This is a genomic window from Pseudomonas sp. JL2 (assembly GCF_031570495.1).
In the GTDB taxonomy this organism is placed as follows: Bacteria; Pseudomonadota; Gammaproteobacteria; order Pseudomonadales; family Pseudomonadaceae; genus Aquipseudomonas; species Aquipseudomonas rhizophila.
The window spans coordinates 188,363-200,327 of the sequence record NZ_JAKUDH010000006.1; the positions used below are offsets into that span (position 1 = coordinate 188,363).

An 11,965-nucleotide genomic window follows, 5' to 3' on the forward strand; every position below is an offset into this window, starting at 1 on the left:
GCATGAGACGAATTCCTGAAAATTTTGACAAGCTTCACTTTACGGAGTCTCGGCTAGGTAATCCTGTAGTCGAAGGAAGAACCTTGTGTATTCCTGTGGATGGATTGCTTCCGATGATGGGACATCCGTTGATGGACGGTGGTCCGCGATTATTATCCGGAAGGCTGATATTTCGAGGTGTTGTTACATCGCGAAGAGATTTGACCGAATACATAGGGGATCCAAAAAGTCCAGACGGCTTCAAGGACGAGTATTCAGTGGAAGACTTACCTCCCCAATCCAATGATTCTGGTGTCTGTCGAATGTATCTTTTTGAGGGTTTATTTGACGAGCCTGTTGCTTGGGTTGATTGGGATGTTTTAGCAGAGTCCTTCGAATTTGTAGTTGATGAATGAAAGGGAGGAGAAAAAGTGGGGGCCGACCCTGAGGGATCCCCGAATTTTCTTACAGAAAATCAAGAAGTTGGAATATTGAAGAGACCTGCATGAGTCGGCAACTTGGTTTGTACAACACAAAAACAAGATCCCGAACCCATGCAGGCCATCCGATTTGTACACAGAGCGCTCGCTCAAGCACTTCCCTCTGTCCATTCCCGCCGTCTGACTACGTTGATGAGTTGTGTCAGTTCGTTACTGCAAGGCCGTCGTCTGACGCTGACAGGCCTAGGGCGGTCTCTGCCTGGCCGGGCTTACCCCCAAGCATGCCATCAAGCGAGTCGACCGATTGCTGGGTAATCAACACCTCAGAGCAGAGCGTCCACTGTTCTACTGGGTGATGTTACGAGCGTTGCTGGGCTCGCTAAAACATCCGTTGATTTTGGTCGACTGGTCTCGAATTGATGCTCCAGGGGATGCTTTTTTGTTGAGAGCAGCGATCCCGCTGGCCGGACGCTCATTTCCCATTTATGAAAGTGTGCATGAGCGCGAGAGTTGCCCGAGCTACCAACAACGCTTGCTTAATACACTGGCCGAACGACTGCCTGACGGTTGTATTCCCATCCTGGTAACTGACGCGCTCAAGTCTCTCCAAGGTTCTTCGAGAATTTGAGTTGCGTCCGCAAAACGTGTCTGTCCCGGAGGGATCTGCGAGCATCGGGTCCTCGCGTAGGAAACTTCTGAAAATCCCACCAAAAGCACTATTCTGGCCCTAAGCCTCTCGCCGGAGGTTTTCTGTCGCGTTACGCTCTGGATGTCGCTGCACATTCAGCGACCGGGCTTGGTAACCCGGTGGAATAAGGCGTAACAGTGCACAGACAGGATTGCAGGCTTTCAGGCCTGCGATTTTGTTTTATGGCAGCTGTGCGTGGGACGTCTTCTGACGTGCCGGTTTCCTTGATTCCCCGGTTTACCAACCTGCGCACAGCTGCCACCCATTCGCTTGGTAACGGATGCGGCAGCTCTTCGAATCAAGGGAGTTGAACAATGCATAGCAATAGATCAAGAAAACGGCCCCATCTGTTCCGCAGCTCTGTACCGCGGTCCCGCTGCATCTCAGTCAGTGGAGATAACAAATGATCGAACAGGCAGAAGCAAAAACTATCGGCTACACCCCATTCCATTATTGCGCCGATCGTCCGTTGTTCCGCGTTAACGGCGGGGTTCCGTTAAATGAAGCGTTGCAACAAGCGTCAGATCTCTTGCATCTCGCCTACCGGCTTGCAGAGGACGCAACCTACGAAAGGAAAACGGACCGCCATGCTTGGGCCGCTCATTATTTAATGGAGATGAGCAAAGCAGTGATTGATGATGTCGTCAAAGTCATGACAGTTAGATCCGGAGAATCAAAGCACTCCAGTAGCTAACCACGCACCGAGACTGCAAGCATCCTGATTCGTCGGGGCGGGGGAAGGCGGGGACAGACCACGAGTATGGGGTGGACCGATTACAGGTGAACTCAAATCGTGGTTTGTTCCCTCGTTTCCGACCCCGGGGGAACTCCACAAAATGCCCCACTTCTTGCCGTTTCTCATCCGCTGCGCCAGTATTCCAAGCCCAGCCATCACAGCGACAACACCATCACCAATCCACGCATCCATTCCATAACATTTTGTTGCGCCCCCGAAACAAATTTCGCTACCATAGCCACGTTGATGGCCATCTGCTACGTAGTGTAAGCGCGCTGAGGCTGAGCGATATCGTGACGTGAAGCTCAACACGCAGTGAGTAAGCAACGCCAGGTAGATACAAACGTTCGGTATCGTTTTATATATTTTGATCCTCTGGATCATTAAAGGATTCGGAGTGTACGTAGATGATCGTGGGTGATGTTGCTGTAAATGAGTTTGTGCAGTTGCTTGATGTCGCACTTTCTATCGCAGAAAAATATAAAATCGACACCAAAGATCCCTTCGTTATTCAAGCTGCTGAAACAACGGTGAAAAACCTCAAGGGTTTTCGTAAGTTGGCTCTTTCTGGCGCACTCCCGAGACCATCAAAAGGCGATTTTTCTCAGGCGATGGATCTTGGATTAAGCCGAGAAGTTGGCGAATGGGCGGCAAGTAGCAACTTGCGTGCTGCTGTTTTTAAGGTCGAAGATTACTATAAAAATTCAATGTAAGTATCTTTGGACAACTCGCGCCCGATAGCAGCATTGAATTCCCTCGGGCGCCTAATCGTAGGGGCGCGGCGCCTGGGAAGCCCGAGCTCTTTTGATTGGTGCAGGCCCTCCAGTAAGCCAAGCACCACCGTCCGTCCTCGCCTCGTAACATCCTGTTGCATCCACTGACACTATATCGCTACCATGGCAAAATAATGGCGATCAGCCATTTACGTTATGGCGCGCCCGAAGCGCACCTGGATTAGCTCAGTTTGGGGTTATGGATGACGCAGGATTTCATGCTCTACGCGCTCAAAGAAGCGCTGCTGACCTCCGCGGTGGTGGCTGCTCCGCTACTTCTGGCCATCCTGATCGTCGGCCTGCTGGTCAGCATCCTGCAAGTCGCGACCCAGATCCAGGAAATGACCCTGACCTTCATCCCCAAGCTGATCGTGACGGTGGTCATGCTGTTGGTGTTTGGTGGCTGGATGTTGACGGTCCTCAAACAATTCGCACTCAGTGCATTAACTCAGGCCGCTAGCTTCTAGCCGCGTTTTTTGGTGTGAGTGTGCTGACATTCTTCTTCCTCAATGCGCTTCTCGTGTCGGTCAGGTTGATTCCGCTCGTGGTGGTTTCGCCGGTCCTGTTTTTTTCGCGCATTCCATTGACCGTCCGGTTGATCCTGGCACTGGCGTTGGCCGCCGTGCTGGTCAGCAGCATGACGCTCACCCAGGCCCCTGTTTTCACACTGCCGGTGGTGTTGGGCGAGTTGTTGCTGGGTGTATTGATGGCGTTCGGTTTTCATGCCGCCCATGCCGGTGTCGATATGGCCGGCAAGTTGATCGACACTCAAATCGGTTTGAATGCGGCCGGGGTGTTTGATCCGGGCACTTCGAACATGATGGGCCTGATGGCCGAGCTGTTGGTCTGGTCGTTGGGTGCGTTGTTTGTCGTGCTCAATTTGCATCACGACTTGCTCAGGGTGTTCGCTCAGTTGCTGGTGGCGGTTCCGCCCGGCAGTGTGTCGCTGACCACGTTGTCCGTGTCTTTGGCGACGGTCATGACGCAGCAGTTTTTGCTGGCGTTCATGATTGTCGTGCCGGTGATCCTCGGGTTGTGGCTGATCGATGTGGCGTTTGCGTTTTTGTCCCGTTCCATGCCCCAGGCCAATGTCTATTTCCTGTCCTTGCCCCTCAAGTTGGGCGTGGGCATGTTCATTTTTATCCTGACCTTGCCGATGATCGTCCAGCGTTTGCCGCTGCTGATTGAAAACGCCTTGCGGTTTGCCCTGTCGCCGGCGGGTGTTCAATGAGCGATCAGCAGGACAAGAGCGAAGAGGCCACGCCCTACAAACTCGAAGAGGCCCGCAAGAAAGGGCAGGTGCCTCGCAGCCCCGATCTGTTGTCCTTCATCATGTTGTTGACGTTCCTGATGGTTTTTTCGGCCATTGCTTATCCCTTGGCGAGTGTCATTGCCGCTCACACCCACTGGTGGCTGGGCAATGCCGGGCAATTGGGGCAAGGCTTTGGTTACCTGGGCGAGCAGGGCGGCTATAGCCTGCGACAGGTGGTGTACGGGTTGTTGCCGTTGATTGGTGCGCTGGTGTTGATGGCGATCCTGACGAATCTGCTGTTCAGCGGCCCGGTGTTTTCAATGACGGCCTTGAAGCCGGATTTCAAACGACTCCATCCGATCCAGGGCCTCAAGAAACTCTTTTCGCGACGCATGTTCGTTGAGCTGATCAAGGTGCTGGTCAAGGGCGCGTTGTTCTCGCTGGTTTTGTATTACCTGTTCCAAAGCGTGTTGCCGCAATTGTTGGGCATGGCGACGATATCGCCCCTGGAGTTGCCGCAGGCCGGCAAGCAATTGCTGATGCAGTTGGGCTTTACTGTGCTGGCGGTGATGGCGGCGGCGGCGCTGTTTGATATCTGGTATTCGCGCCGCGAGTTCGGCCGGCAGATGCGCATGAGTCGTCGGGAAACCAAGGACGAACATCGCCGCCGCGAAGGCGATCCTGAAGTGCGTGCCAAGCGCAAAGGTATCCAGCAGGCGCTGCTGAAAAAAGCGGCTGCGCTGGGCCAGGTCAAGGACGCTGATGTCATCATCACCAACCCGACCCATTACGCGGTGGCCTTGCAGTACCGGCCTTCCAGCATGCTCGCGCCCAAGGTGCTGGCTATGGGGCGTGGCTTGCATGCCCGGCGTATCTGTCATGTTGCGCGGAAGCACCAGGTGCCGATTTTGCGTCGTCCGCCCTTGGCGCGGGCGCTGCACGCCCTGGCGCGGGTCGATTCGGCGATTCCGGATTCGACTCAGGCCGATGTCGCGCGTATCTATCGCTGGGTGATCGCGTTGCCAGGCAATAAGGTGCTTTCGCCATGAAGCCACTGTTGTCGCGCATGCTGTCCGAGGGCAGTGACCTGCTGCTGGCCGTGGCGGTCATCGGCATTTTGCTGGTGTTGTTCACGCCGATCCCCACGTGGCTGTTGGACTTGCTGTTGCTGACCAACTTTGCCGTCGCGTTGATGGTGCTGCTGGTGACCTTCGACATCGACAAGCCGTTGAGCTTCTCGACCTTTCCGTCGCTGTTGTTGATGACCACGTTGTTTCGCCTGGCCCTGAATATCTCCGCGACGCGGCTTATCCTCACCGACGGCGATGCGGGGCTGGTCATCGCGGCGGTGGGCACCCACGTGGTGGGCGGCAACTATGTGATCGGCTTTGTGATTTTCCTGATTCTGGTGGTGGTGCAATACGTGGTGGTCACCAGCGGTGCCCAACGCGTGGCAGAGGTCGCCGCCCGTTTTACCCTGGACTCGTTGCCGGGTAAGCAGATGAGCATCGACGCCGATCTGAACATGGGCATCATCGACCAGGAAGAAGCCAAGCGCCGACGCAGCCAGTTGGAGCGTGAGTCGAACTTCTACGGGGCGATGGATGGCGCGTCCAAGTTCGTCAAGGGCGACGCGATTGCCGGCATTGTGATCATCGCAATCAACATCATTGGCGGCCTCTCGGTCGGGATCCTGCAGAAGGGCCAGAGCTGGGGCGATGCGTTGCATCACTACACGTTGCTGACGGTCGGCGACGGCATTGTGACGCAGATTCCGTCGCTGATTATCGCCGTGGCGGCGGGCATCATCATCACCCGCGCCGCGACCGATGCTCGGCTGGGGCCAGAGCTGGGGCGCCAGGTGTCGGCTTATCCCAAGACCCTGGTGGTGGTGGCGCTGGTCACGCTGTTCCTGGCGATGATGCCAGGGTTGCCCTTGGTTCCACTGATGATGCTGTTTTGCGCGTTTGCCGCGGCGGCGTGGTTTTCCTACCGCAAGTTACGGGGCAAGGCCAACGCAGGCGAGGACCCGGAACAGGACCTGCTGTCCGGGCAAGACAGCGAATCCAGCGACGTCTACGCATTGATGAACACCGATGCGTTTGAACTGCGTTTGAGTGCCGACCTCGCGGCTCACGTCCTCGCCGCTACCAGCACCTTGAGCCTGCGCATCGAAAACCTGCGCAAGCAGTTCGCCAAGGATTATGGCTTTGCCTTGCCATCGCTCAACGTGCACGCCGACAAGAAACTGGCCAACGGCACCTACCAGGTCTGTGTACAGGGCGCGGTGATTGCCGCGGGCGAGTTGGAGTTCGATAAGTTACTGGCGATCAACCCCGGTGGCGCAACGCTGGTGCTCGAAGGGCGCGCCACCAAGGAACCTACCTACGGGCTCAAGGCGCTCTGGATCGAGGTGGCGCAACGGGCCCAGGCGCGCACGGCGGGGTACACCCTGGTCGAGCCCGACACCGTGTTGCTGACCCATTTGTCCGAGCTGGCCCGCCGCTATGCGCCGGAGTTTCTGACCCGTGCCGAGACCGAGCGACTGATCGAGAAAAAGCGCGCGGGCCTGGGCAGCCTGGTGGATGAACTGGTGCCTCAGGTCCTCAGCTACTCGGACATCCAGCGGGTGTTGCAACTGTTGCTGCGTGAGCAGGTGTCTATCCGCAACCTTGAGACCATTCTCGAAGTGCTGGTGGATGCGGGGCGCAGCAACAAGAGTGCCGAAGACCTCGCCGAGCGGGTGCGCGAGCGCCTGGGCGCGGCCCTCTATGAGCGTCTGGTGGATAAAAACGGCGAGCTCAACGTGTTGACGATTGCACCGCAACTGGAAGGCTACATGCTAGCTGCCGCACGTCCGCGCGAAGGCCTGCAATCGGCGTTGTTGCCGGCCCAGGAGCTGGAGCGATTTGTGACCACCGTCGCACGTGAGGCAGAACGGCAACTTAGCGGTAACAAGCAGCCGGTGCTGTTGTGTGCTGCACCATTACGACGGGTGCTGCGAGCCTTCATGTCGCGAGCTGTGCCGCACATGGCGGTGCTGTCGGTCAATGAAGTGGGGCAGCACGCCCGCGTCACCTCGGCGGGCATGATTGACCTGCCCGGTTTCCCCAGCCTGGAGTCCCCATGAGCGATTTGATCATGCAACTGGCTGGGGTCATCCAGCGTGATATCGACAACTTGAAGGCCGTGTCGCAGAACGTCGCCAATGCCAATACCTATGGCTACAGGGCTGAGCGCACGTTCAATGTCATGGCTTCGAACGCGGCCGGTCCTGGCGTCGCCGGTGGCCTGGATGACATCCAGGCGCAAACCTGGATCAGTACCGAAGGCGGAGCGTTGCAACACACCGGGCGAGCCACGGACCTGGCGCTGGCGGGCGATGCCTGGTTTGCGATCAAGACACCGGGCGGTGTGTTGCTCAGTCGCGATGGCCGTTTCCAGGTCGACAAGGCCGGTTATCTGGTCAGCAGGGCGGGTTACCCGGTATTGGCCGACGACGGTCCGCTGCAGGTGGCGGACGGGGTGCTAAGGATCGATGGGACTGGTGAAGTCAGTGTCGATGATCGGCCGGTAGGGCGCCTGAGCATCGTGCGCGTCGACAATCCGCAGCAGTTACTCGCCGTTGGCGATGGACTGTATGCGGCCAGTACCGGAATCACCCCCGCCAACAGCTTCGTGGTGCATCAGGGGCTGCTGGAACGCTCGAACGCGGCCATGGGCACCGACATGGTGAAGATGATGGAAGTGTCGCGGCATGTCGAAACGATGCAGCGAGCGCTGTCGGCCTACGACGGCATGCTCAACAGCGGTATCAACCAAATTGGCAAGAACTGATCAAGGGATGTGCTTGTGATTGACTCATTAAGTATTGCCAGCTCCGGGCTGACCGCGAACCAGGCATGGATCGACAGCATTTCGAACAACGTTGCGAACATGCAGACCATCGGCTACAAGCGCAGCCAGGTGGACTTTCACGACATGGTTCGCGAAGTCGGGACACGCGACGATGGCGGTGGCATGACCGAGAGCCTGCTGACCGGTGCGGGCATCCAGGCTTCACAGCCGAGCCAGGTCTTCAGCCCAGGCACCGTCCGCGAAAGCGGCAACGCATTGGACCTGGCCATCCAGGGCGATGGGTTCTTCGAAGTGGCGTTGCCGACGGGGGAACTGGCGTACACCCGCGCGGGGCGTTTTCACCTCGACAGCGAAGGCCAACTGGCAATGCCGGATGGGCAGACGCTGACGGCCGATTTGCGCGTACCGCCGGACGCACGCAACCTGGTGATCAAGCAGAACGGCGAGGTCCAGGCGACTATCACCGAGACAGGCGAGATCATCAGTGTTGGTCAGGTGCAACTGGCCAAGTTCGCCAGCGCCGAGGCATTGAGCAAACTCAGCGACGGCCTCTATCGACCAACGCAGGCCAGCGGCGAAGCCATTTATGCCGAGCCGGGTCGAGACGGTCAGGGTGTGCTGCTGCAAGGTTATGTCGAGATGTCCAACGTCAATCTGATCGACGAGATGAGCGGGCTAGTGCTGGCCCAACGTGCCTACCAGATGAATGCGCGATTGCTGCAAGCCAGCGATCAGATTCTGGAAACTATCAATAACCTGCGCCGTTGACCCTCATGAAAATCCATTGGTTGGCCGGACTCGGGCTGTGGCTCGCCTGCGCGGGTTATACCCAGGCAACGCCCGATGCCAGTTGCGATGCGTCGGCGGCAAGTCATGCCTTGACGACGGTCACTCAACGAATCCAGGCGCAGTTGGCCACGCCTGAGGTTGAACTTCAGCTCACGCCCATGGGTGAGCTGCCGGCCATGGCGCATCCGCAAATCCGGCTGTTGAGCCAGGGCATTCGCAGCCGGGTATCCGTGGCGTTGAGTGGCACGGTGTGCGGTCACGAACGACCCAGCGTGGTGACGGTGTGGTTCAAGGTCCAGGCCTGGAAGCTGGCGTGGGTCTACGGTCGCAACGGGCGAGCCGACCAGGCCGTGGCCGATGTTCAGCCGCGCCTGGAGCGGGTGGACCTGGCGGCGGGGCAGATGTCGCCCGGCGATTTACCCAACGACCTGGCAGGGCTTTGGCTGACGCAATCGATCAATGCCGGCATGCCAGTGCTCAAGCGTCATCTCAAGGTCGAGCCGTTGGTGTACCGCGATGCTCCGGTGACCGTGGTGGTCTATGGTCCGGGGCTGATGCTGCGCACCGAAGGCAAGGCGCTGCGCCCGGGGGTGTTGGGCGAACGCGTACCGGTGATGTTGGACGGCGCCGAATCGAGCCTGTTGGCGGTGGTCGCCGGTAAAGGAGAGGTTCATGTGGACCAGTAACGTTCGCAAGGCAGGGCTGGTGATGCTGTTGCTGCCGGGTATGGCTTGTGCACAGAGCCTGATCAATCCCGATGGCTATCGCTCCCTGACGGGAGATCGCCGCGGCTACCACCTTGGCGACACCCTGACGGTGTTGGTGGTGGAATCAACCACGGCGCAAAGTGCGGCCGGCACCGGGGCCGAGAGCAATACCGACATTTCCGCGCGCACGGGCCTGGACAGCAACACCCATCAAGCGAGCCTGGGCTTGCGAGGCGATACCAACGGCACCGGGCAGACCAACCGCAGCGGACAGATTCGTACCAACGTTTCGGTACGGATCATTGAACAACTGCCCGAGGGCTTGTTGCGCGTCAGCGGCGAGCAACGGGTGACGGTCAATGACGAAAAACAGCAGGTGCGGATCACCGGTCTCGTTCGGCCCGATGACATCGCCTACAACAACACGGTGCTTTCCTATCGCCTGGCAGACGCACAAATCGACATCGTCGGTGACGGTGTGGTGACCGACGCGCAGAAGCAGAACATCGTTTTTCGGGTGCTCAAGTGGCTGCGAATCTTATGAAAAGTGTCGTTCGACTGCTCTCGGGCCTGCTGCTCGCCCTTTTGCTGCAACCGACGTTGGCTGATGTCCGGATCAAGGAGCTGACGCGCATTCAAGGTGTGCGGGACTATTCCATCATCGGCTACGGCCTGGTGGTGGGTTTGGCCGGCACCGGCGATACCGACCGCAATCGGGCCACTCGCCAATCATTGGTCAATACCCTGAAGAACTTCAACGTGAATGTCGCTGATGGAGACCTCAATACCCGCAACACAGCGGCGGTGATGGTCACCGGAAACCTGCGCTCGTTCAGCGAGTCGGGGGACAAGCTGGACGTCGAGGTCTCATCCCTGGGCGATGCCCGCAGTCTGCTCGGCGGCACCTTGCTGATGACCCCCCTGTATGGCCCGGACGAAAAACTCTACGCCCTGGCCCAAGGGCCGATGTCGGTGGGCGGGTACGTCTTCGAGGCCAACCAAAATTCCGTGCAGAAGAACCATCCGACCGTGGGGCGCATCCCTCGGGGGGCGAGCGTCGAGCGTTCGGCCTTTTCGGAAAACGATGAGGTTTCGAGAAACCTGGTGCTGATTCTCAACGAGCCGGACTACACCACCGCCCAACGCATCGCCGATGCCTTGAGCCACGAGTTGGGCGTGCCCGGTGTGCGTGTCGTGCATGCCGCCAAAGTGGAAGTACCCGTGACCGCCGGCATGACCGTGCCTCGGTTGATTTCGAGGGTGCAGAACGTTTCCGTGGCGCCGGATTATGCCGCCCGGGTGGTGGTCAACGAACGCACCGGTACGGTGGTGGCGGGCGCCAATGTCCGATTGGGCGAGGTGAGCATTTCCCAGGGTTCGCTGAGTGTCGTGATCAGCACCAAGTTCCAGGTGTCGCAGCCCTCGTGGGTGGCCCGCACCGGGCCGAGCGTCGGCACGGTGGTTGTGCCTGACACCGAGCTAACGGTGAATGAAGAAGAACACGGGCCGGTGAAATTGGCCGAGGGGGCGACGGTGGGAGATCTGGTGAAAGCCCTCAATCGGGTTCGATTGAGCACGCGAGAAGTCATCACCGTGTTGCAAGCCATTAAACAGGCGGGCGCTCTGCACGCCGAACTCATCGTTCAATAAGGAAGATTGATGTCAACCGATATGAGTCTTGCAATAGAGACCGTGCGCTTCGCCATGAGCCTGGAGCAACTGCGGGCGAAGGTCGCGGCGCACAATATCGCCATGGCCAACGTTCCGGGGGGCAAGGCCATGCGCCTCAACGGTTACGAGCCGATGGCCGCCTTGCGCGGCTTGCACAACGACCCTGAGTTGTTCGGCCAGGCGTTGCGTTCGATTCAGGACAGCGAGCTGACACCGTATTTGCAAAGCTACACCCCGGGCACACCATTGGCGCTCGACGGTGAAGTGGCGCAGATGTCCGCCGCGAGCGGTCGCTACCAGGCCTTGGCAGACGGCGTATCACGCCAGTTCGCATTGATGCAGTTGGCTGTCCGGGGAGGTCGCTGAGAATGCCTCTGGACAACATCAGCGAGATCGTTCGCGGGAGCATGGCTTATGAGCGTTCGCGAGCAGAAGTCGCCAGCTACAACCTGGCGATCGCCAACGTGGCAATAGGGCCGGGCGAACGTTCGCCGTTGCTCAGCGTCTCGCCACCCACCAGTTTCGCCGGCCAGTTGGGGTTGCAGCAGCCGCGGGTTCACGCCCAGGCGCGTAGCGATAGCCGCTTGGTCCATGAACCGAGCCATCCCATGGCTGACCAGAATGGCATGGTGCATTACCCCAACATCGAAGCCGCCAGAGAGATGGCGACCTTGGTATCGGCGACCCGTGCCTATGAAGCCAATATTCGCTCCTACAACAGCTTGCGTGAAATGACGCTCAAAGCCTTTGAAATTGGAAAGTGACATGACCGCCGCCATTGCGCCTATTGCATTGACCCCCGATCTTTCACCGGCCGCTGCCTTGGCGGACGGACCGATGGGAACTCAGGGCACCGATTTTGTCGATTTGCTGAAATCGGGTGCCACCCAACTGAATGCACAAACCGGTCAGGCCAGTGAGATGCTGTCGGCGTATGCGCTGGGCGACAACATTGCGCCTCACGATCTGGTCATGGCCATGGAGCAAGCGAAGCTGTCGCTGCAGTTGGCCGTTGAGGTGCGCAACCGTCTGGTAGATGCCTACCAGGAACTCACGCGGTTGCAGATCTAAG

General features: G+C 58.4%; 15 protein-coding genes and 1 pseudogene. All 16 read left to right on the forward strand.

Translation table 11 applies throughout. The features are described from left to right. Positions 1-2: 2 nt before the first annotated feature. The 16 genes and pseudogenes from MKS85_RS11265 to fliE all read left to right on the forward strand — a co-directional run bounded on the left by MKS85_RS11265 (position 3) and on the right by fliE (position 11,964). Positions 3-395, forward strand: coding sequence for a hypothetical protein (locus MKS85_RS11265; RefSeq protein ID WP_139049711.1), 393 nt, complete (start codon positions 3-5; stop codon positions 393-395). 138 nt (positions 396-533) lie between these two features. After that, a pseudogene (locus tag MKS85_RS11270) lies at positions 534-1,014 on the forward strand (IS4 family transposase); the annotation flags it as partial. A 496-nt stretch (positions 1,015-1,510) separates the two neighbouring features. Next, positions 1,511-1,801 (forward strand): DUF3077 domain-containing protein, encoded by a 291-nt coding sequence (locus tag MKS85_RS11275; RefSeq protein ID WP_310662841.1) that lies wholly within the window; start codon positions 1,511-1,513, stop codon positions 1,799-1,801. Positions 1,802-2,250: 449 nt separating this feature from the next. Then, positions 2,251-2,556 (forward strand): hypothetical protein, encoded by a 306-nt coding sequence (locus MKS85_RS11280; protein WP_310662842.1) that lies wholly within the window; start codon positions 2,251-2,253, stop codon positions 2,554-2,556. A 263-nt stretch (positions 2,557-2,819) separates the two neighbouring features. Next, positions 2,820-3,083, forward strand: a complete 264-nt coding sequence (locus tag MKS85_RS11285) for a flagellar biosynthetic protein FliQ (protein WP_139049789.1) — start codon at positions 2,820-2,822, stop codon at positions 3,081-3,083. 20 nt (positions 3,084-3,103) lie between these two features. Further along, on the forward strand, positions 3,104-3,847 hold the full coding sequence (locus MKS85_RS11290) for a flagellar biosynthetic protein FliR (RefSeq protein WP_139049713.1): 744 nt from the start codon (positions 3,104-3,106) through the stop codon (positions 3,845-3,847). Further along, on the forward strand, positions 3,844-4,917 hold the full coding sequence (locus MKS85_RS11295) for a flagellar biosynthesis protein FlhB (protein WP_092141993.1): 1,074 nt from the start codon (positions 3,844-3,846) through the stop codon (positions 4,915-4,917). The genes MKS85_RS11290 and MKS85_RS11295 overlap by 4 nt, the downstream gene beginning before the upstream one ends. Next, complete coding sequence (locus MKS85_RS11300) at positions 4,914-6,998, forward strand: flagellar biosynthesis protein FlhA (protein WP_310662843.1); 2,085 nt, start codon at positions 4,914-4,916, stop codon at positions 6,996-6,998. The genes MKS85_RS11295 and MKS85_RS11300 overlap by 4 nt, the downstream gene beginning before the upstream one ends. After that, on the forward strand, positions 6,995-7,705 hold the full coding sequence (locus MKS85_RS11305; RefSeq protein ID WP_310662844.1) for a flagellar hook basal-body protein: 711 nt from the start codon (positions 6,995-6,997) through the stop codon (positions 7,703-7,705). The genes MKS85_RS11300 and MKS85_RS11305 overlap by 4 nt, the downstream gene beginning before the upstream one ends. A 15-nt stretch (positions 7,706-7,720) precedes the next feature. Then, entirely contained in the window at positions 7,721-8,494 is a 774-nt protein-coding gene (locus MKS85_RS11310) for a flagellar hook-basal body complex protein (protein WP_310662845.1), read from the forward strand. Between the two features lie 5 nt (positions 8,495-8,499). Next, the gene (flgA, locus tag MKS85_RS11315) at positions 8,500-9,201 is read left to right on the forward strand and encodes a flagellar basal body P-ring formation chaperone FlgA (protein WP_310662846.1); all 702 of its coding nucleotides are present in this window, start codon (positions 8,500-8,502) and stop codon (positions 9,199-9,201) included. Further along, complete coding sequence (locus tag MKS85_RS11320; RefSeq protein ID WP_024617146.1) at positions 9,188-9,766, forward strand: flagellar basal body L-ring protein FlgH; 579 nt, start codon at positions 9,188-9,190, stop codon at positions 9,764-9,766. The genes flgA and MKS85_RS11320 overlap by 14 nt, the downstream gene beginning before the upstream one ends. Continuing rightward, a complete protein-coding gene (locus MKS85_RS11325) occupies positions 9,763-10,872 on the forward strand; it encodes a flagellar basal body P-ring protein FlgI (protein WP_310662847.1) in 1,110 nt (369 codons plus the stop codon). The genes MKS85_RS11320 and MKS85_RS11325 overlap by 4 nt, the downstream gene beginning before the upstream one ends. Before the next feature lie 9 nt (positions 10,873-10,881). Further along, positions 10,882-11,259: a hypothetical protein gene (locus MKS85_RS11330; RefSeq protein ID WP_310662848.1), complete on the forward strand. Its 378-nt coding sequence runs from the start codon at positions 10,882-10,884 to the stop codon at positions 11,257-11,259. Positions 11,260-11,261: 2 nt separating this feature from the next. After that, on the forward strand, positions 11,262-11,657 hold the full coding sequence (locus MKS85_RS11335; RefSeq protein ID WP_013693091.1) for a flagellar basal body rod protein FlgC: 396 nt from the start codon (positions 11,262-11,264) through the stop codon (positions 11,655-11,657). Position 11,658: 1 nt separating this feature from the next. Further along, the gene (fliE, locus tag MKS85_RS11340) at positions 11,659-11,964 is read left to right on the forward strand and encodes a flagellar hook-basal body complex protein FliE (RefSeq protein ID WP_310662849.1); all 306 of its coding nucleotides are present in this window, start codon (positions 11,659-11,661) and stop codon (positions 11,962-11,964) included. Position 11,965 lies beyond the last annotated feature (1 nt).